At 70.9% G+C, this 19,146-nt stretch carries 18 protein-coding genes; 14 read left to right on the forward strand and 4 right to left on the reverse strand.

Features of this window, described 5'->3' with window-relative positions; genetic code table 11:
• Positions 1-20: 20 nt before the first annotated feature.
• The 5 genes from leuA to OG933_RS29085 all read left to right on the forward strand — a co-directional run bounded on the left by leuA (position 21) and on the right by OG933_RS29085 (position 6,922).
• Positions 21-1,742: a 2-isopropylmalate synthase gene (gene leuA / locus OG933_RS29065; RefSeq protein ID WP_054244848.1), complete on the forward strand. Its 1,722-nt coding sequence runs from the start codon at positions 21-23 to the stop codon at positions 1,740-1,742.
• Between the two features lie 186 nt (positions 1,743-1,928).
• A complete protein-coding gene (locus OG933_RS29070; protein ID WP_405629592.1) occupies positions 1,929-2,624 on the forward strand; it encodes a TerB family tellurite resistance protein in 696 nt (231 codons plus the stop codon).
• Between the two features lie 160 nt (positions 2,625-2,784).
• On the forward strand, positions 2,785-4,878 hold the full coding sequence (locus tag OG933_RS29075) for an MMPL family transporter (protein WP_405629594.1): 2,094 nt from the start codon (positions 2,785-2,787) through the stop codon (positions 4,876-4,878).
• Between the two features lie 68 nt (positions 4,879-4,946).
• Positions 4,947-6,251, forward strand: a complete 1,305-nt coding sequence (locus OG933_RS29080; protein WP_405629596.1) for a sensor histidine kinase — start codon at positions 4,947-4,949, stop codon at positions 6,249-6,251.
• Positions 6,248-6,922 carry a response regulator transcription factor gene (locus OG933_RS29085; RefSeq protein ID WP_362524650.1) on the forward strand — a complete coding sequence of 225 codons (675 nt, stop codon included), beginning with the start codon at positions 6,248-6,250 and terminating at the stop codon, positions 6,920-6,922. Before OG933_RS29080 ends, OG933_RS29085 begins: the two co-directional genes overlap by 4 nt.
• Here the strand turns inward: OG933_RS29085 and OG933_RS29090 are convergent.
• Together OG933_RS29090 and OG933_RS29095 are read right to left on the reverse strand one after the other, a co-directional pair.
• Entirely contained in the window at positions 6,919-7,863 is a 945-nt protein-coding gene (locus tag OG933_RS29090; protein ID WP_362524648.1) for a hypothetical protein, read from the reverse strand. The genes OG933_RS29085 and OG933_RS29090 overlap by 4 nt on opposite strands.
• Positions 7,860-8,453, reverse strand: a complete 594-nt coding sequence (locus OG933_RS29095) for a SigE family RNA polymerase sigma factor (RefSeq protein WP_405629597.1) — start codon at positions 8,451-8,453, stop codon at positions 7,860-7,862. Before OG933_RS29095 ends, OG933_RS29090 begins: the two co-directional genes overlap by 4 nt.
• Before the next feature lie 80 nt (positions 8,454-8,533).
• Here OG933_RS29095 and OG933_RS29100 point away from each other — a divergent pair, with 80 nt between their 5' ends.
• Positions 8,534-8,986 carry a hypothetical protein gene (locus tag OG933_RS29100; RefSeq protein WP_020127712.1) on the forward strand — a complete coding sequence of 151 codons (453 nt, stop codon included), beginning with the start codon at positions 8,534-8,536 and terminating at the stop codon, positions 8,984-8,986.
• 31 nt (positions 8,987-9,017) lie between these two features.
• Here the strand turns inward: OG933_RS29100 and OG933_RS29105 are convergent, their stop codons facing one another.
• Positions 9,018-9,488, reverse strand: a complete 471-nt coding sequence (locus OG933_RS29105) for an N-acetyltransferase (protein WP_323178963.1) — start codon at positions 9,486-9,488, stop codon at positions 9,018-9,020.
• Between the two features lie 168 nt (positions 9,489-9,656).
• Here OG933_RS29105 and OG933_RS29110 point away from each other — a divergent pair, with 168 nt between their 5' ends.
• Genes OG933_RS29110 through OG933_RS29135 form a run of 6 tightly spaced genes read left to right on the forward strand, consistent with a single transcriptional unit; the run spans position 9,657 to position 16,257 of the window.
• Positions 9,657-10,442: an SCO2525 family SAM-dependent methyltransferase gene (locus tag OG933_RS29110; RefSeq protein ID WP_405629601.1), complete on the forward strand. Its 786-nt coding sequence runs from the start codon at positions 9,657-9,659 to the stop codon at positions 10,440-10,442.
• Positions 10,443-10,492: 50 nt separating this feature from the next.
• A complete protein-coding gene (locus OG933_RS29115; protein ID WP_405629604.1) occupies positions 10,493-12,352 on the forward strand; it encodes an SCO2524 family protein in 1,860 nt (619 codons plus the stop codon).
• A 2-nt stretch (positions 12,353-12,354) separates the two neighbouring features.
• Positions 12,355-13,275, forward strand: coding sequence for an SCO2523 family variant P-loop protein (locus OG933_RS29120; protein ID WP_028806490.1), 921 nt, complete (start codon positions 12,355-12,357; stop codon positions 13,273-13,275).
• Positions 13,272-14,270, forward strand: coding sequence for an SCO2522 family protein (locus OG933_RS29125; RefSeq protein ID WP_405629605.1), 999 nt, complete (start codon positions 13,272-13,274; stop codon positions 14,268-14,270). Before OG933_RS29120 ends, OG933_RS29125 begins: the two co-directional genes overlap by 4 nt.
• A 1-nt stretch (position 14,271) precedes the next feature.
• The gene (locus OG933_RS29130; RefSeq protein ID WP_142264235.1) at positions 14,272-15,237 is read left to right on the forward strand and encodes an SCO2521 family protein; all 966 of its coding nucleotides are present in this window, start codon (positions 14,272-14,274) and stop codon (positions 15,235-15,237) included.
• A gap of 51 nt (positions 15,238-15,288) precedes the next feature.
• A complete protein-coding gene (locus OG933_RS29135; protein WP_267020001.1) occupies positions 15,289-16,257 on the forward strand; it encodes a hypothetical protein in 969 nt (322 codons plus the stop codon).
• Between the two features lie 27 nt (positions 16,258-16,284).
• Here the strand turns inward: OG933_RS29135 and bla are convergent, their stop codons facing one another.
• Positions 16,285-17,187: a class A beta-lactamase gene (bla, locus tag OG933_RS29140; RefSeq protein WP_405629609.1), complete on the reverse strand. Its 903-nt coding sequence runs from the start codon at positions 17,185-17,187 to the stop codon at positions 16,285-16,287.
• 255 nt (positions 17,188-17,442) lie between these two features.
• Between bla and recO the strand changes: the two genes are divergently transcribed.
• Both recO and OG933_RS29150 read left to right on the forward strand, forming a co-directional pair.
• Positions 17,443-18,192 carry a DNA repair protein RecO gene (recO, locus tag OG933_RS29145; RefSeq protein WP_062649449.1) on the forward strand — a complete coding sequence of 250 codons (750 nt, stop codon included), beginning with the start codon at positions 17,443-17,445 and terminating at the stop codon, positions 18,190-18,192.
• A 31-nt stretch (positions 18,193-18,223) separates the two neighbouring features.
• A complete protein-coding gene (locus tag OG933_RS29150; protein ID WP_020127702.1) occupies positions 18,224-19,075 on the forward strand; it encodes an isoprenyl transferase in 852 nt (283 codons plus the stop codon).
• Positions 19,076-19,146 lie beyond the last annotated feature (71 nt).

Genomic DNA, 19,146 nt, shown 5'->3' on the forward strand with positions numbered 1-19,146 from the left:
CCCCGAGGAGCCCACGCCCCATGGCGAACCGCCAGCAGCCCAGCCGCATGCCGATCCACAAGTACGGACAGTACGACCAGGTCGACATCCCCGACCGCACCTGGCCCGACAACCGGATCACCGTCGCCCCCCGCTGGCTCTCCACCGACCTGCGTGACGGCAACCAGGCCCTGATCGACCCCATGTCGCCCGAGCGCAAGCGCCGGATGTTCGACCAGCTGGTCACGATGGGCTACAAGGAGATCGAGGTCGGCTTCCCCGCCTCCGGCCAGACCGACTTCGACTTCGTGCGCTCGATCATCGAGGAAGAGGGCGCGATCCCGGACGACGTCACCATCTCCGTACTGACCCAGGCCCGCGAGGACCTGATCGAGCGGACCGTGGAGTCCCTGAAGGGCGCCAAGCGGGCGACCGTCCACCTGTACAACGCCACGGCCCCCGTGTTCCGCCGGGTCGTCTTCCGCGGCTCCAAGGACGACATCAAGCAGATCGCCGTCGACGGCACCCGTCTGGTCGTCGAGTACGCGGAGAAGCTGCTGGGCCCCGAAACGGAATTCGGCTACCAGTACAGCCCCGAGATCTTCACCGACACCGAGCTGGACTTCGCCCTGGAGGTCTGCGAAGCGGTCATGGACGTCTGGCAGCCCGGTCCGGGCCGCGAGATCATCCTGAACCTGCCGGCCACCGTCGAGCGCTCCACGCCGTCCACCCACGCCGACCGCTTCGAGTGGATGAGCCGCAACCTCTCCCGTCGCGAGCACGTCTGCGTCTCCGTCCACCCGCACAACGACCGCGGCACGGCCGTCGCCGCCGCCGAGCTGGCGCTGATGGCCGGCGCCGACCGCGTCGAGGGCTGTCTGTTCGGGCAGGGCGAGCGCACCGGCAACGTCGACCTGGTCACCCTGGGCATGAACCTGTTCTCCCAGGGCGTCGACCCGCAGATCGACTTCTCCGACATCGACGAGATCCGTCGTACGTGGGAGTACTGCAACCAGATGGAGGTCCACCCGCGCCACCCGTACGTGGGCGACCTGGTCTACACGTCCTTCTCCGGCTCCCACCAGGACGCCATCAAGAAGGGCTTCGACGCGATGGAGGCCGACGCGGCCGCCAAGGGCGTCACCGTCGACGACATCGAGTGGGCGGTCCCGTACCTGCCGATCGACCCGAAGGACGTCGGCCGCTCCTACGAGGCCGTCATCCGCGTCAACTCGCAGTCCGGCAAGGGCGGTATCGCGTACGTCCTGAAGAACGACCACAAGCTGGACCTGCCGCGCCGCATGCAGATCGAGTTCTCCAAGCTCATCCAGGCGAAGACGGACGCCGAGGGCGGCGAGGTCACCGGCGGCGCCATCTGGTCGGTCTTCCAGGACGAGTACCTGCCGAACCCGGAGAACCCCTGGGGCCGCATCCAGGTCCGCGCGGGCCAGTCCACGACCGACACCGACGGCGTCGACACCCTGACCGTCGAGGCCACGGTCGACGGCGAGGACACCGTCCTGACCGGCACCGGGAACGGTCCGATCTCGGCCTTCTTCAACGCCCTGGAGTCCGTCGGCATCGACGTACGCCTGTTGGACTACCAGGAGCACACGATGAGCGAGGGCGCCTCCGCGCAGGCCGCCTCCTACATCGAATGCGCGATCGACGACAAGATCCTGTGGGGGATCGGCATCGACGCGAACACGACGCGTGCGTCGCTGAAGGCGGTCGTCTCCGCCGTCAACCGCGCGACCCGCTGACCGGCCTGACCGGGACTTTCGGGGCCCTGACCGCTGTATACGGCGGTCGGGGCCCCGTCGTTTATCGGCCATCCCGCTGTGGAGGTCACGGGAAGGTCTCGTCCTGGGTGCTGACTACACCTCATGGATGTGGCTAACATCACGGAGGCGTGCGGCGATGTTGCCGCGGGGTTACGGAGGTGCGACGTGCTGCCAGAACGGGGACGTGACGGCCGTGTCACCGGGCTTGCCCGCATCCTGGGGACCCGCACCGCGTGGACGCCCGCGGGCGACGGTGAGTTCTTCTGCCCGGGCTGCGGAGGCGACCGCAACTACCAGCGGCTGACCGGCCACCGCCGCTTCACCCTCCTCGGCATGCCGGTCGTGCCACGCGGCGAGACCGGCCCGGTCGTCGAGTGCGCGGCCTGCCGCCGCCACTTCGGCACCGACGTCCTCGACCACCCCACCACCATCCGCTTCTCGGCGATGCTCCGCGACGCCGTCCACACCGTCGCCCTCGCGGTCCTGTCCGCGGGCGGCACCTGTTCCCGTACGTCCCTGGAGACGGCGGCGGGCGCCGTGCGCGCGGCCGGCTTCACCGACTGCACGGAGGAGCAGCTCGCCGCGCTCGTCGCCGCCGTCGCCTCCGACACCGGTCACAACTACGGCGAACCGTACGGCGCGGGCCTCGCCATAGAGCTCCACGAGGCCCTCGACCCGCTCGCCCCGCACCTTGCCGCGGTCGGCCGCGAATCGATCCTGCTCCAGGGCGCCCGCATCGCCCTCGCGGACGGCCCGTACACCCCGGCCGAACGAGAGGTCCTCACGACGGTGGGCGCGGCCCTGACGATCCGCGCGGAAGACGTGACCCGCCTGCTGGTCGCGGCCCGGACGCCGTCCTGATACTCCCCAGGGAGTAGTCCCCCCGTCCGGTCACCCCCGGCAGTACTCCCGAACTCGCCCTCACGCGCGACGCTCCGCCCCCTGCGTGCCGGAAGTCTGGAGAGCGCAACCAGACAGCCGTGCCGAAGGGAGGGCCCGTTTCATGGGGGCCGGAGATTTCATGGGGGCAGCGAAGACGAAGGGCCGGCGCAGTGCCATCCCCTGGGTGGTGCTCGCGCTGTGGGTGGGTGTGCTCGCGCTCGCCTCGCCGTTCGCCGCCAAGCTCGCCGACGTACAGCACGACCGGGTCACCGACTACCTGCCGGCGAGCGCCGACTCGACCAGGGTCGCGAGGCTCCAGGAGCAGTTGCCCGGCGGTGAGAGCACCGAGCTGGTGCTGGTCTACCACCGCGACGGCGGCCTGACCGCCGCCGACCGGACGACGGCGCGGGAGCAGGTCGCCCGGGTCGCCGGGGACCACGCGCTGACCGGGGCCCCGCGAGGCGTCCCGTCCGCCGACGGAGCCACGCTCATGTACCCGGTCGCCACCAACGAGCCCGGCACCGACGAGGAGAAACGGGACGCCTTCGTCGAAGACGTACGCGAAGTCGCCCACAGCGAGGGCGGGTTGACCGTCGAGGTGGGCGGGACGGGGGCGCTGGCCACCGACGCCGCCAAGGTCTACGACTCGCTCGGCGGGCCACTGCTCTACACCACCGTGGGTGTCGTCGCCGTCCTGCTGATCCTGATCTACCGCAGCCCGGTGCTGTGGCTGGTGCCGCTCGCCGTGGCCGGGATCGCCGACTACCTGTCCATGGGGGTCGCCTACGGCCTCAACCAGGCCTTCGGCACCACGGTGTCGGGGCAGAGCTCCGGCATCATGACCATCCTCGTCTTCGGCGCGGGGACGGACTACGCCCTGTTGCTCGTCTCCCGCTACCGGGAGGAGCTGCGGCGCGTGGAGCGGCCGTACGACGCCATGCGGGCCGCGCTGCGCGGCTGCGGGCCGGCCGTGCTGGCCTCCTCCGGGACCGTCGCCGCCGGACTGCTGTGCCTGCTCGCCGCCGACCTCAACTCCAACCGGGGCATGGGACCGCTGGGCACGGTGGGCGTGCTGTGCGCGCTCGTCACGATGCTGACGCTGCTGCCCGCGCTCCTCGTCCTGCTGGGCCGCCGGGTGTTCTGGCCGCTGGTGCCCGCCTACGGCAGCACGCCCAAGGTCCGCCGGTCGCTGTTCGCCGCGATGGGCACCTCGGCGGGGCGGCGTCCGCGGACCGTCCTGGCGGCCGGCGCCGTCCTGCTCGGCGCCCTCGCGCTGGGCGCGCTGAACCTGCCCGGCGCGGTCAAGCAGCAGGACTCCTTCGTCGACCGGCCCGAGTCGGTCGTCGCCATGGAGACCCTGGCCAAGGCCTTCCCGGAGCAGTCCGCCCAGCCCATCGACGTGCTGACCCCGACCGGCCGGGCCGAGGCCACCCTCGCCGCGATCCGGGACACGGACGGCGTCGCCGACGCACGCCGGGGCCGTACCGGAGAAGGCTGGACGGAGATCGCGGTGACCGCCGCCGCACCGCCGCAGTCCGCGGCCGAGACGGCGACCATCGAGGCGCTGCGGGACCGGCTGACCGGCTCCTACGTCGGCGGGCCGAGCGCCCAGCAGATCGACCTGGTGGACACCAACGCCCGCGACCGGCTGATCGTCGTGCCGCTCGTCCTCGTCTCCGTCCTGCTGATCCTGATCGTGCTGCTGCGGTCGCTCGTCGCGCCGCTGATGCTCGTCGCCGCCGTGGTCGCGGTGTGGGGCGCGGCGCTCGGCATCGGCGGGCTGGTGTTCGGGCCGGTGTTCGGCTTCGAGGGCACGGATCCGGGGCTGGGGCTGCTGTCCTTCGTGTTCCTGGTCGCCCTCGGCGTCGACTACGGCATCTTCCTCATGCACCGGATGCGGGAGGAGTCGATGCGCGGCGTCGATCCCGTCGCCGCGGCGCTGACCGCGCTGCGCACGACCGGCGGGGTCATCGCCTCCGCCGGCCTCGTCCTCGCCGCGACCTTCGCCGTGCTGACGAACATGGGGCTCGTCCAACTCGTCGAGCTGGGCTTCGTGATCGCGGTGGGCGTGCTGCTGGACACCTTCCTCGTCCGCACCTATCTCGTGACCAGCGCGAGCGTGGCGCTGGGCAGCAAGGTGTGGTGGCCGGGGCGGCTGTCGCGGGCGCCGGAGACCGAGCAGCGGCGGCCCGAGCAGCCGGGCCGACCGGAGCGGCAGACGGAGCCGGTGTGAGCCGCTCGCGGACCGGCGGGGCGCCCCTTCTCTCCCGGAGGGGCGCCCTCGTGCCGCAGGATGAACCCGTGCAGGAGACCACGACAACGGTGAGGCCCCGCCGGGGCGAGCGGATCATGGCGGCGATCAACCGCGACCCCCGCACCGCCCCGCACGGCACCCGCAACGACGTACTGCTGGCCGCGGCGACGACCGCCCTCGCCACGGCCCTCGCCCTGCTCGGCGTCGACGGGCCCCGGCCCGACGCGCTGGGCTGGACGCTGCTGCTCACCGCGAACGTGCCCCTCGCGTGGCGGCGCCGCCGTCCGGTGCCGGCCCTGCTCGCGGTGGTGGTATGCGTCGTCCCGTACCACGCCCTCGACAACAACCACGCCGCGCCCGTCCCCGCGACCATGGTGGCGCTCTACACGGTCGCGGCGACCGGCACGGTGCGCCGGACACTGATCACCGGGTGCGCCGTCCTCGGCCCGGCACTGATCATCAACGCCCTCACCAACCCGGACGAGGCGCTGGAGCTCCTGCGGATCTCCGGCTGGATCATCGCCGTCCTCTTCTGCGGCATCGACGTCCGCTACTACCGCCGGTACGTCGCCGCCATCGTCGAGCGCGCCGAGCGCGCCGAGCGCACCCGGGAGGAGGAGGCCCGCCGCCGCGTCGCCGAGGAACGCCTGCGCATCGCCCGTGACCTGCACGACCTGCTCGCCCACACCATCACCCTGATCGGCGTGCAGACCTCCGTCGCCGCGCACGTCCTGGCCGCCGACCCCGACCGCCTGGACCGCGCGGCCGTCGCCAAGGCCCTCGACGACATCGCCGGGACCTGCCGCAGCGCGCGCGGCGAACTCCGTACGACACTGGAGGTGTTGCGCGACCTCGGCACGCCGGACGCCCGGGGTTCGCTCCCCGGTCTGCACGGCCTGTCCGACCTCGCGCAGACGGCCCGTGCGGCCGGTGCGCGGGTCGAACTGACGGTACGGTCCGGGGAGGTACCGCCCGCGGTCGGCGCGGCCGCCTACCGGATCGTCCAGGAGGCACTGACGAACGCGGTGCGGCACGGCGGCCGGGACGGCGGACCCGACGACCCGACGGCGGGCGTCGGGGTCCGGGTCCGGGTGTACGAGGAGCAGGACGCCCTGCGGCTCAGGGTCACCGACGACGGAGCGGGCGTGGACACGGGGGGAGACGGCGGCATGGGGAGAAGCGGCGCGGGGGGAGGCGGCCGTGCGGCGGAAGGCGGTCGTGCGCCCGGTTTCGGGATCGTCGGGATGCGGGAGCGGGCGCGCAGCGTCGGCGGCTCGCTGCAGGCCGGACCGCGCGACGACGGGAAGGGCTTCGAAGTGAGCGCCGTACTGCCGCACGGGAAGGACCGATGAAGCCGCTCAGAGTGCTGCTCGCGGACGACCAGACCCTCGTGCGGGAGGCGTTCGCGATGCTCGTCGAGTCGGCGCCGGACATGCGGGTGATCGGGCAGGCCGGTACCGGCCGGGAGACGGTGGCGCTGGCCCGCGGTGAACGCCCCGACCTGGTGCTGATGGACATCCGCATGCCCGACCTCGACGGCATCGAGGCGACCCGGCTGATCGCCGCCGACGAGGAGCTGGCCGGGGTCCGCGTCCTCGTCCTGACCACGTACGACACCGACGAGAACATCGTCGAGGCGCTGCGTGCGGGGGCGGCCGGCTTCCTGGTGAAGGACACCCGGCCCGCCGAGCTCCTCGACGCCATCCGCACGGTCGCCGCCGGCGAGGCCCTGCTGTCGCCGGGGCCCACCGCCCGGCTGATCGCCCGGTTCCTGCGCGGCCCCTTGGGACCGCCCACGGCGGGCGGCCCGGAGTGTCTCTCCGAACGGGAGTGCGAGGTGCTGGCCCTGGTGGCCCGTGGCCTGACCAACGCCGGGATCGCCGAGGAGCTGGGTCTCAGCCCGCTCACCGCGAAGACCCACGTCAGCCGGATCATGAGCAAGCTGGGCGCCCGGGACCGGGCCCAACTCGTCATCGTGGCCTACGAGTCGGGGTTGGTGACGCCGGGGCCGAGCGCGCCCTAGGGCAGCGTGCGCTGGTACGTCCCGTCCTGGTCGGAGTCGTAGACCAGCTTGCCGGAGCCGTCGTAGCCCTTGACGTGCGGGGCCAGCGTGACCTGCTGGTTCAGCAGACCGGCGACGGCGAACCAGCCGTGGTCCAGGGTCGCGGTCACGGGGCCGCCGTCGCCGTAGGACACGGTCACCTTGGCCACCGACGCCTCGACGGTGCCGATCATTCCCCACCTGAACGGCAGCTTCCACCTGCCCTTGTCCATGAACGACTGCTGGTACAGCTGCTCGCCGTTGCTGTCGACCACGACCGGGCCCGTGCCCGGCACCCCGGTGTCGATCGTGCCGGCGCTGATGCCCGAGGCCACACCGTCCTTGACGGAGCAGACCACCCAGCGGCCCGTGGACCGCTGCTCCACCGCGGTGACGTAGATGCCGTCGCCGGGAGCGTTGGAGTCTCCGGTGCTCTTGATCGCCAGGATGATCCGGTAGTTCTCGGGCTCGCCCAGATCCGCGGCGCTCCCGGGCGGCCCGCTCTCGGCGGCCAGGCACTTCTTCAGCCCGTCCGCCGCCTGCGTGAAGGTGATCCCGTCGAGCAACTGCCCGCTCGTGGCCGGCTGCGCGGGCCCGGCCGCCGTGCCGCCCGTGGTCGCCCGCGGGCTCCCGGCCGGGCTGTGCGGGGCGCTGACCGACGGCTTCGGTGCCGCCGTGTCCGCGCCCCGCTCCCCGTTCCCCCCGGCCACGGCGTACGCCCCCACGGGCACCGCGGCCAGCGTCATCAGCGCCGCCCCGGTCATCGCCACGCGCCGCCGCCGCTCGGCCAGTCCACGCCGTCGGATCGCCGGATACGGCGCCGACGAGGGCTGGATGGTGTACGCGTCCTCGGCGAGCAGTTCACGCATCCGCTCCTCGAACCCGAAGTCCCCCTGGTTCACCCGCTCTCCCGCCCCGTTCACCTGCTGCCTCCCTGAACCTGATCCTGAATCGGAACGTGACTGTGGCCCTGACCTCGAGGGCCCTGACCCTGCCCCCGGCCACCGGACACCGTGCGGTCGGCGGCCAGCCCCGGATACATGCGCAACTTCGCGAGCCCCTTCGACGCCTGGCTCTTGACCGTGCCGGGGGAGCAGCCGAGCACGTCGGCCACCTCCGCCTCGGACAGGTCCTCCCAGTACCTCAGGACCACCACCGCCCTCTGCTTCGGCGGCAGTTGGGCCAGCCCGGCCAGCAGGGAGCCGCGCTCCTCCACCCGCCCCGCGCCCTCGTCGCGCCCCGCCCGCTCCGGCGGCGCCGCGGTCAGCGCCTCGGTGACCCGCCGCTTGCGGAACCGGTCACTGTTGCAACTGACCAGCATCCGCCGCACGTACGCCTCCGGGTTGTCGCTGCGCGAGATCCGCCGCCACGACCGGTACGCCTTGGCCAGCGCGGTCTGCGTCAGGTCCTCCGCGTGGTGGACGTCCCCCGTGAGCAGATACGCGGTCCGTACGAGCCGGGACCACCGGGCTCTGACGAACTCCTGGAACCGGTCTTCTTGTTCGGCCTGCATCAAGCACCCTCCTCGCCCTCCAGACCACCGGTTGCGCCGAATCGGTTGCCCGTCCCCCGTGACCGCGTTCGAATGGGGAGATGAGAAACGACGCGTGGGTCTGGCGTGAGGGTGACCCCGGGGTGCTCCTGCTGCCGTCCGGCCGCCTGATCCGCGGCCGCGGCCTGCGCCGCCCGCTCGACCGTACGGCCCCCACCCCCGCGTACGGCGTCTATCTCCTCGGCGCGCGGCCTCCACGGCCGCCCTGGGAGTCCCGCTGGCTCCGCTGGCCCGACTTCCGCCTCCCGAGCGACCGCGCGCAGGCGCGTGCGACCCTCACCGAGGCGTGGCGCCGCGCGGCCGACGAACGCGTGGAGATCGCCTGCGCCGGCGGCCGCGGCCGCACCGGAACGGCCCTGGCCTGTGTGGCGGTCCTGGACGGCGTACCGGCGGCCGAGGCGGTGGACTACGTCCGCCGCCACTACGACCGGCGCGCGGTGGAGACGCCCTGGCAGCGCCGGTACGTGCGGGGGTTCGGGGAGCTCACCGAGTGAGCTTCACGGGGTGAGCGTCACCGGGTGAGTCTCACAGGGTGAGCGTCATGAGGAGACGGTCCTCGCCCGGGCCGAAGTAGTCCGCGCGCGGCCCGCCGGGATCCGGGACGAAGCCCAGGGAGCGGTACAACGCGATGGCCGAGTCGTTGCGCGGCTCCACCGAGAGCCGGACGGAATGGGTGCCCTTCGTCCGTAGCAGGCCGAGCAGTTTCGTCATCAGCTGCCGGCCGAGACCCTTTCCGCGCAGCCCAGGAGTGATGGCGAGGCTGAGAACCCAGCTCTGCGCGTCGTTCGGCGAGGTCGCGAGCACGTATCCGTAGAGGTCCGTGCCGTCGTCCACGACGTACACGAGGCCGGCGCAGGCGGCGACGAGCTGGCGCAGGACGAAGTAGGGGTAGGGGCCGTGAGGGAACGCGTCGGCATCGAGGCGCACGATATGGGGTAGATCCGCCTCGGTGACCGCTCTGATCCGTAAGGGTCTTTCTCCGGACATCTGGCTCATTATCGAACCGGTGCCCGACGGAAAACGATCTCCGGGAAGAGGAGTCATACCGTCCCCTTGTGAATGTCGACAAATCGAATTGCAGCCAGTGTGATTTGCGTACCTGATCTCCATCATTGCTCTGTGCACCCACTCCTTCAAGACCCATGCGTCCTGCTACGCTGAATCATGACCTCGGTACCGCCCGCCGCTGACCAAAAGCTGAATGATGATGTGCTCTGGGACGACTTCGATCCCGGCGTGTACATCAGCCACAATTACCTCGAGATGCAGGCCGTGGACGAGGAGATCCTCTCCCATGTGCGCGATCACTTCAGTGATCACTTCCGAGGTCGTGGGCGGGTCGCTTCCGGTATCGATGTCGGCGCCGGACCCAATCTCTATCCGGCCCTTGCCATGCTTCCCTGGTGCGACCGGATCACGCTGCTGGAGCGGTCCGCCCGGAATCTCGAGTACCTCCGGAGGCAGTGCCCCGACTACGCCCCCCACTGGGATCAGTTCTGGAACGTCCTGTGCAAGGACGAGGCATATGCCACGCTCGGCATGACGCCTCGGGTCCGGTTCAAGGAAGCCATCCAGCAGCCCGAGTCGGGCAGCCTCTTCGATCTCTGCGCCGATACGCGCCGCTGGGACCTCGGCACGATGTTCTTCGTCGCCGAGTCCATCACCACCTCGCTCGCCGAATTCCGGCGAGGAGTGGGATGTTTCATGAACGCCCTGAATTCTGGTGCGCCTTTCGCCGCCGCCTTCATGGAACATTCCGAAGGGTATCGCGTCGGTTCTCACGAATTTCCCGCCCGAGATATCGACGAATCCGAAGTCCGGGCGGTTCTCGGCGGTTACGCGGACCATGTGGAGATTCACCGAACGGCCAATCCGAAGCAGCTTGTGCGGGACGGTTACACGGGTATGATCCTGGCCTGCGGGCAACGTAAAGAGCGGCGCGACGAATAAGATGTCGGAGTTCTTTTACATGGTGATGGGCCTGTGCGAGGGGAATGGGCATGCAGATCAAGCCGAGACAGAACCTGCTCGAGGTGTGGCAGGCCATCGCTCGTCATTCTTTCGACAACGGAGAATGGCAATGGGGTGAATGGGGCGGCCGCAGCAGCGTCGCCGACGCGGAGCGCCTGCTCTGCCTTCTGTACCCCGCCACCGAAATCGAACCGTTCCGTCTGGACGACCCCGACACCACTCAGCTGGACGTGGAGAGGGCCCTCAGGAACGCGGGTGACTCCAGCGAGATTCCCATGAACCTCCTGGAGATCCTCGGCGACTTCATGGAGAACCACCGCGGCGAGGAGAGTCCGACCTTCGCCGGCGGCTACTACTTCGCCCCGGAGAACCCGGAGCACGAACTCTCCAAGGAGCAGGAGGAAGTGGGAGTCGTCGACTCCTACTCCATGTCGATCACGCTCTGCCTGGCCACCCTCGGCTTCCTCAAGGTGTACCGGGGCAAGACCCAGCGGGCCAGCACCCTCGCCCGCATCGACAAGCTGAGAGAGGCGACCAGCGCCCGCCTGACCGCGGCCATGGTGAGCCTGCTGCGCTCCTTCACCGTCAACGTCGTCGACATCGCCTCCGACCAGGGGCAGGCGCTCGCGCGGCTGCTCGGCCGGGGCCGGCTGTCCGACCGCCAGGTCCTGCAACGCTTCCAGGACCGGTTCAAGTCGCTGCGCGCCCTCATCAGCGAGAGCGTCACCCTCGGCCTGGACACCGATGTCGCCGACCAACTCCGCAACGAGAACCGGCTGTTCGAGTGCGGCTGGGCCTGGAGCCTGGTGAAGGACGCCCCCGAGGTCGAGGTCGAGGCGCAGACCGCCCAGGACATCGGCAAGCAGCCCCAGGGCGTCGCCCACGCCGTGCCGTACCTGTACTTCACCGTCGTCGCCCTCGACGGCATCCCCGACCTGTCCTCCGAGCGCACCCTCGTCCTCGGCCTGCTCACCGCCGAACAGCAGAAGCTGGCCGACGCGCTGCGGCTGCGCTGGGAGATCACCCAGCAGTACTGGTCGGGCATCGCCCGCTTCGACGCCGCCACCTGGCCGCTGGAGGAGATCCCCTGGCGCACCACGCTCCAGCAGCTGGAGTCCGAGTACTTCTCCCTGTCGGTGGCCTCGATCCTCGTCCACGACCTGCTGCGCCGCCGTGCCACCGACGACGACCTCACCCGCACCGTCGCCGTCATGGAACGCCTCGCCGAACGCGGCCGCATCACGAGCCGCACGGCCCGTGAGGACCCGGCGATCGGTCTGCACAACCCCGGCGTCACCCTCCCGCTGCTGGGCAGTGAGGAGATCGGCCCGGCCATGAAGTGGACGATGGGCGACTTCTCCGCGCAGCTGCTCAAGCGGACCGTCCAACTGTGCGCACTGTCCCGGAACATCGGCTCGCAGGACCGTCTGCTCGCGCTCGCCGAGAACATCCTCGACCACCTCTGGGCGCGTCGCGTCAGCGACGGCGAGGGTGTCGGCCTGTGGGACAACGTGCACGCCGTGTACCCCGAATCGCCGGTCCGCACAGGACCGTTGTCCTGGAGCATCACCGAGCGCGTCACCGAGTGCATGGTGGCCGCGCACGCCCTCTACGCGCAGGATCCGATCCGCAGCTCCGAGATGACCGCCCTCGCCCAGGCGGCGCTCAGCGAGGCCGCCCACCTGTTCGGCAAGGAGCAGCTGGAGCAGCCCGCTCCCACCCCCAAGAGTCCCCAGGGAGAAGAGATCAAGGGCATCGAGGCCGATCTGCGTCGCGCCCGTCAGCTCGTCGACAAACAGCCCGGCACCGCCCACGCGCTCGCCCTCGGCGTCCTCGCCCGGCTCTACGCCCTGGCCCGCGCCCGGGGCGCAGACGCCCGGGGGGTGTGAAGGTGCTCGTCTTCGCCGCCTCCGACAAGGGAGGCACCGGCCGGTCCGTCACCAGCGCCAACCTCGCGTATCACCGCGCGCTGGACGGGGACGACGTCTGCTACCTGGACTTCGACTTCGGCTCGCCCACCGCCGCCGCCGTGTTCGACCTGCCCGACGTCCTCTCCGAGGCCGAGGGGCGCGGTCTGCACTCGTATCTGAAGGGCAAGACGGGCGAGCCGCTGCGGGTCGACGTCTGGGCGCGCACCGAGCACCCCGTGCTGCGCGGCAGGCCCGGTGGCTCCGGGCGGCTGGTACTGCTGCCCGGCGACCGCACGGCCGGTGAATTCGTCACCGACGAGGAGAACCTGCACCGCTGTGTGGACCTCGTCCTTCGGCTGAAACGCGAATTCGACGTCATCATCATCGACCTGAGCGCCGGACGCAGTTATGCGATGGACCTGGCACTCGCCGCCACCTCGCCCCGAGGCGGACTCGGCCGCCTGAAGAACCGCTGGCTCGTCTATCACCGGTGGACCCGCCAGCACGTCATGGCGGCGGCCGAACTCGTATTCGGGAAACAGGGGATAGTGCAAGCCGGTACGGCCATCGGACACGACCCCGACGTGCTGGGCGGCGCCATCAGGTTCGTCCGCGCCGCGGTGCCCGATCTCGAGTCGCCGTTGTGGTCCCAGGTGTCGCCCGCGCAGTACGCGTGGATGCGGCAGTGCGACAAGGAACTCGAGGAACTCGCGGCCGGCCGAGGCATCGGCAGAACCCGGGTGCTGGCGTCCATTCCGCTGGAACCCGTCCTCCAGTGGCAGGAACGCCTCATCACCGACGAGGACGTGCACGACCGCCGGATCGCCAACAACGAGACCTGGCAGGCCATCGGGGATCTCGCGCAGCGGCTGACCGACGACAAGTTCTGGGGGCAGTTGTGAACGGGCCGGGCACCGTTTTCCGGGAGAGCAGCGCCGACCCGCGTACCGAATCCGTGCCCTTCTCCCATCTCTCCCTGGAATTAGGCCACTTGTACATGGAGGACTTCGCCGAGGGGGCCGCACGGCTGCGTCGGCACTTCGCCGGCGTACGGCCCTGGGTGGAGGCCGCGCGGGCCGGTCTGGGCCCCCTGCCGCCGGGCCGCCGGCCCCGGATCAGCACCTGCTTCCTGATCGACGACTACTTCTCCCGGCTGGCCACCCCCGCCGAGCTGATCCCGCCCCTGCTGGCGGCGGCGGCCGAGGCCGGACTGACCATCGACTACCTGGCCCGTGAGTCGGGCTGCGCCGGCCCTGGCCTCGGCCCCGGCGGCTCCGACCACCGCGACCGGGCCCGGCCGGCCGAGTCCGTCCTGCACCGGCTGGTGGAGTCACCGCCGCCCGGCAGCAACGGCTTCCGGCCGCCCGTCGGCCGCACCGGCTGGCTCACCAACGGCCGCCGCACCCCCTCCCAGCGGACCTCGGCCGCCCTGGACTCCACCGGCGTCTGGCAGCCGCCGAGCGAGACCGAGGCCCGCGGCCACTCCGTGTTCCTGGACGTCGAACTGTGGAACGGGCCCGAGGACGCGCGCACCTGGTCCTGCGCCTTCCTGGCCTCCGTCTGGCAGCTGGTCCGGCTCGGGCTGCTGCGGGACAACGGCGCTGCCGTGCTGACCCCCACCCGCTGGCAGGGGGCGGAGTTCCCGGCCGAGTGGGACGCGCTGCCGCCCGTCCTCCAGCTCAACCCCGCCGCGACGCCCTTCACCGCCTACGTCACGTGCAGCGTCCTGCCGACCCGGTTCCTGCCCGTCGAGCACGCCGTACGCGTCATCCTCGACCAGGTCCACGTCGAGGCCGAGGCACTCCAACAGGTCGCCGCGCGCTCCACCGGTGAGGGCTTCACGGTGCCCGCGGGGGTCGTGGACCGCACGTCCTACGTGTTCCCGCCGGGGTTGTGACATGAGCGGCCTGGGCACGACCGCCGGTCCCGCCCTCATCTGCGGTGAGGTGCGGACCTGTCTGCTGCCCACCCGCAGGGCGGTGGACGAGCGGACGGCCGTGCTGCTGCTGCGGCTGCGCGCCGACGAACCCGTCCGGACCTCGCGCCGCCCCAACCGGCACGCCCTCTCCCCGGACGTCCTCACCGGCGTCGACTGCCGGCTGCCCACCGCCACCGGGGCCAAGGTCCGCGCGGTCGGCACCGTGGCCGCGCACGCGGGACTCGTCGAGGGCCGCGTCCTGCAGTCGACGGCGTACTTCTCCGCCCCGGCCACCGGGCCCGACCGGCGCCGGCCGTGGGGGTACTACCTGGTCAGGCCCGGTTCGCTGGTCCCGGTCGGCAGGCTGCCCGAGAAATCCGTCACCGAGGGCTTCCTGACCGGAGATCAGCAGGACCGGCTGGACGTCGGTTCGATCGCCGAGTCCCTGCTGGCGAGGATCTCCCGCCGGCACGACCTCCTGGACCACGACGCTCCGCTCACCACCACCGACACCAGCCTGCGCTGGACCGCGTCACCGGCCGACGACGGCGAACCGGCGTCGGCACTCTTCACCGAACTCGGCTCGGGGCGGCGGATCGTCGAACTGCGGCTGCCGCGAGGGACCACCCCCGTGGCGGCGGCCACGCTCTGCGAGGACCTCGCCCTGCACGACTGGCTGCTGACGACCGTCGGCGACAAGCTCGACGGCCTGCCGCCCGGCTCCGAGAACCAGGCGGCCGCGATGAAGGTGCTGCGTCCGCTCGTCGACCACCTGCTGCACCTGTGGATGCCCCAGGCGCGCCTGGACCGGGCCCTGAGTCCGCCCTGGGAGGAGCTGGAGCGGCACCCGGGGTTCAGCAGACAGTGGAACACCATGGCACAGCGCATCCGGGACCAGCTGGCACTGCAGAACCTCGTCCGGGGCGAGGTGCCTGCCCTGTCCTGACGGCAACACGACAGCTGTTCGCGCAGCATCCCGACGGGGGGAGACAGAGAGATGCATGCACCGACGAACCCGAACTTCCGGGGCGACCGGATCCGGGACGCCGAGGGCGCCCGGCACGTGACGCAGAAGATCCTGATCACCGTGGTGACGGGTGGCGGCGTCTACCTGCTCACCAATGTCGTCGGACCGTCCGAGGAGGACGGCCCGTGGCAGCTCGTGCTGTCCGTGCTGTGCGGCGGCATCGTGCTGATCGTGCAGTTCCTGGCGTCCTTCGTCAGCCAGCTGGGCGATCTCAGGGAGTCGGTCGACAAGCGGTTCGCCGACATAGGCGAGGCGACGAAGCTCTTCACCGAGGTGGAGAAGCTGCGCGGCGACGGGGTGCCCCGGCTCGCCGAGCACGCCACCAAGGTCGTGTCCATGGGGCCCGACATCCTGCACGAGTTCGCGCATACGGAGATCGACCGTCTCGCCGCGCAGATGGAGGACTTCACCAACCTCAGCGCCGAGTGCGCGGGCGAGAACCACGACTGGCTCCTGACCCTCACCAAGTGCGCCAGGACGAGCATCGACGCCATCAGCACCACCGTCGTCGACGACGGGTTCTGGAACACCGAGCCGGCCGGACGCTATCTGACCGCCCAGCGCGAGGCGATCCTCGAACGGCGCATCTCGGTCCGGCGCCTGTTCATCGTGAAGCGGCCCGAGGAACTGGCCGCCCTGGAACCGATCTGCGCGGAGCAGCGGGAGATGGGCATCCAGGTCCAGGTGGTGGCCCTGGAGGAACTCCCGCTGTACCTGCGCCGCGGCAAGATGATCGACTGCATCGTCTTCGACGGGGTGCTGTCGTACGAGATCCACGCGGACCAGCTCAGCGTGAACACCTCGACGACGGTGAACGCCCGGGCCGACGAGGTCCAGCCCCTGATCCGCCGGTTCGACCAGCTGTGGGAGGCCGCCGCCCCGGGCACTTCCCCGAACGGCGTTCCCGACAGCGTCCGGCTGCGGCCCGACGGATCCTAGGGTCTGGGGCCCGCGGCCTGTCCGGCCCTAGCCCAGCGTCTCCGCCAGCACCCCCGCCGTCTTCACGATCAGTTCGTTGTCGTAGGCCGCCTCCCGGTCCGGCTTGGTGAGCTGGACGACCAGGACGACGGGGGCGCCGTCCGGGGTCCACGCGATACCGGCGTCGTTGTTCGCGCCGTACCAGCCGCCGCCGGTCTTGTCGGCGATCGTCCAGGTCGGGGGCAGTCCGGCACGGAACCGGTTGGCGCTGGTGATCGTGCCGAGCATCCAGTCGGTCAGGCGTCGGCGGTCGGCGTGGGCCAGCGCGTCGCCGAGGACGAGCCGGGCGTAGGTGCGGCCGATCGCGTACGGGGTGGTGGTGTCCGTGACCCGGTCCGGTTCGGCCGAGTTGAGGTCCGGCTCCCAGCGGTCGAGGCGGGTGACGCGGTCACCGACGGAGCGGGCGAAGCGGGTGATCGCCGTGGGTCCGCCCAGCTCGCGCAGGAGCAGGTTGCCGGCCGTGTTGTCGCTGCGCTGGATGGCCGCGGCGGACAGCTCGGCGATCGTCATGCCGTCGGCCACATGGTCCTGGGTGACGGGTGAGTTCTCCACCACGTCCGTCGACGTCCAGAAGACGCGGCGGTCCAGTGTTCCCTCGGGCAGGTCCCGCAGGACGGCAGCGACCGCCAGGGTCTTGAACAGGGAGCAGACCGGGAAGCGTTCGTCAGCCCGGTAGCGGACCGAACGCCCGGTGCGGACGTTGTACGCGAACACGCCGAGACGGGCGCCGTGCCCGGCTTCGAGGTCGCGCAGGCGGTCGGTGACGGGGTCCGTGGCGGCCCCGGCGGGGCCCGCGGTGAGCAGGACGGCCGTGGTGGCCGCGCCGGCCGTCAGCAGGGTACGGCGGGAGGGCCTGGGGGAAAGGTGCGAGCTTAAGATCGTTCTCTCCATCCGTTGAGGATCATGGTCTCCTCTGTCACGGACGTCACTCCGCTCCCATTGGTTGCGCCGTCGATTGCGCCGTCCCTGGTCGCGGGCGCCCCGTCCGAGGGATCGTGGCGGGCGGGCACACCGCTCCCGCGGCGTAGGCGAGAATGGGCGCATGAGCCTGTTCCGCGACGACGGCATCGTGCCCCCCACCCGACAGCCGGGTGCGGCGGACCGCGGCATGCCGCACCCCCGGCAGGCCGCCCCCGGCGGTGCCCGATGAGTCTCTTCCGGGACGACGGCATCGTCCTGCGGACCCAGAAACTCGGCGAGGCCGACCGCATCATCACGCTGCTCACGCGCGGGCACGGGCGGGTGCGGGCCGTGGCGCGGGGGGTACGGCGGACGAAGTCCAAGTTCGGCGCCCGCCTCGAACCCTTCTCCCACGTCGACGTGCAGTTCTTCGCGCGGGGCAGCAGCGAACTGGTCGGACGCGGGCTGCCGCTGTGCACGCAGAGCGAGATCATCGCTCCCTACGGTGGCGGCATCGTGACCGACTACGCCCGCTACACCGCCGGGACGGCCATGCTGGAGACCGCCGAGCGGTTCACCGACCACGAGGGCGAACCGGCCGTCCAGCAGTACCTGCTGCTCGTCGGGGCGCTGCGCACCCTGGCCCGCGGGGAGCACGCCCCGCACCTCGTCCTCGACGCGTTCCTGCTGCGGTCGCTCGCCGTCAACGGATACGCGCCGAGCTTCGGCGACTGCGCCAAGTGCGGAATGCCGGGACCCAACCGGTTCTTCTCCGTCGCGGCCGGCGGCTCCGTCTGCGTCGACTGCCGGGTGGCGGGCAGCGTCGTACCCTCGCCACAGACCCTGGTCCTGCTGGGCGCGCTGCTCACGGGAGACTGGGAGACGGCGGACGCGTGCGAGGCGCGGCACGTCCGGGAGGGCAGCGGGCTGGTGTCCGCCTATCTGCACTGGCACCTGGAGCGCGGGCTGCGCTCACTCAGGTACGTAGAGAAATAAGCAAGCAAGAATCAGAGGAGACGAGAGGCACATGGTGGTACGCGGGTTCCTGGGACGGCAGCGTCGTGAGTACCGGACGCCGGAGCCGCACCCGTCCGGCGCGCGCCCGCCGAAGCTCCCGGGCGAGCTGGTCCCCGAGCATGTGGCGATCGTCATGGACGGCAACGGCCGCTGGGCCAAGGAGCGCGGGCTGCCGCGCACCGAGGGGCACAAGGTCGGCGCCGAGCAGGTCCTCGACGTGCTGCAGGGCGCGGTCGAGATGGGCGTGCGCAACATCTCGCTGTACGCCTTCTCCACCGAGAACTGGAAGCGCTCGCCCGACGAGGTCCGCTTCCTGATGAACTTCAACCGCGACTTCATCCGCAAGACCCGCGACCAGCTCGACGAGCTCGGCATCCGGGTGCGCTGGGTGGGCCGGATGCCCAAGCTGTGGAAGTCGGTCGCCAAGGAACTCCAGGTCGCCCAGGAGCAGACCAAGGACAACGACCGTCTCACCCTGTACTTCTGCATGAACTACGGCGGCCGGGCGGAGATCGCGGACGCGGCGCAGGCGCTCGCCGAGGATGTGAAGGCGGGCCGGCTCGACCCGTCGAAGGTCAACGAGAAGACCCTCGCGAAGTACCTGTACTACCCGGACATGCCGGACGTCGACCTGTTCCTGCGGCCGAGCGGCGAGCAGCGCACCTCCAACTACCTGCTCTGGCAGAGCGCGTACGCGGAGCTGGTCTTCCAGGACGTCCTGTGGCCCGACTTCGACCGCCGCGACCTGTGGCGGGCGTGCGTCGAGTTCGCGTCCCGGGACCGTCGCTTCGGCGGCGCGGTCACGAATGAGGAACTCTTGGCCATGGAGGGGAAGACTCCGGACCAGGAGGCCACCTCCTAGCCTCCGTGCGTTCACCCGGCCCGTCGACGCTGCGGGAGATCAGTCCGGCCCCGGTCTCCCGCTCGCTGAAA

It is taken from the genome of Streptomyces sp. NBC_00016 (assembly GCF_045040885.1).
Taxonomy (GTDB): Bacteria; Actinomycetota; Actinomycetes; order Streptomycetales; family Streptomycetaceae; genus Streptomyces; species Streptomyces coriariae.

Excerpts from the sequence above, each read along its gene's own strand:
- OG933_RS29110 (WP_405629601.1), top strand. The coding sequence starts at position 9,657 with ATGACCTCGGTACCGCCCGCCGCTGACCAAAAGCTGAATGATGATGTG.
- OG933_RS29075 (WP_405629594.1), top strand. The coding sequence starts at position 2,785 with ATGGGGGCAGCGAAGACGAAGGGCCGGCGCAGTGCCATCCCCTGGGTG.
- OG933_RS29130 (WP_142264235.1), top strand. The coding sequence starts at position 14,272 with ATGAGCGGCCTGGGCACGACCGCCGGTCCCGCCCTCATCTGCGGTGAG.
- OG933_RS29095 (WP_405629597.1), bottom strand. The coding sequence starts at position 8,453 with ATGCAGGCCGAACAAGAAGACCGGTTCCAGGAGTTCGTCAGAGCCCGG.
- OG933_RS29085 (WP_362524650.1), top strand. The coding sequence starts at position 6,248 with ATGAAGCCGCTCAGAGTGCTGCTCGCGGACGACCAGACCCTCGTGCGG.
- bla (WP_405629609.1), bottom strand. The coding sequence starts at position 17,187 with ATGGAGAGAACGATCTTAAGCTCGCACCTTTCCCCCAGGCCCTCCCGC.
- OG933_RS29135 (WP_267020001.1), top strand. The coding sequence starts at position 15,289 with ATGCATGCACCGACGAACCCGAACTTCCGGGGCGACCGGATCCGGGAC.
- OG933_RS29115 (WP_405629604.1), top strand. The coding sequence starts at position 10,493 with ATGCAGATCAAGCCGAGACAGAACCTGCTCGAGGTGTGGCAGGCCATC.
- OG933_RS29100 (WP_020127712.1), top strand. The coding sequence starts at position 8,534 with ATGAGAAACGACGCGTGGGTCTGGCGTGAGGGTGACCCCGGGGTGCTC.
- OG933_RS29150 (WP_020127702.1), top strand. The coding sequence starts at position 18,224 with ATGGTGGTACGCGGGTTCCTGGGACGGCAGCGTCGTGAGTACCGGACG.
- recO (WP_062649449.1), top strand. The coding sequence starts at position 17,443 with ATGAGTCTCTTCCGGGACGACGGCATCGTCCTGCGGACCCAGAAACTC.
- leuA (WP_054244848.1), top strand. The coding sequence starts at position 21 with ATGGCGAACCGCCAGCAGCCCAGCCGCATGCCGATCCACAAGTACGGA.
- OG933_RS29105 (WP_323178963.1), bottom strand. The coding sequence starts at position 9,488 with ATGAGCCAGATGTCCGGAGAAAGACCCTTACGGATCAGAGCGGTCACC.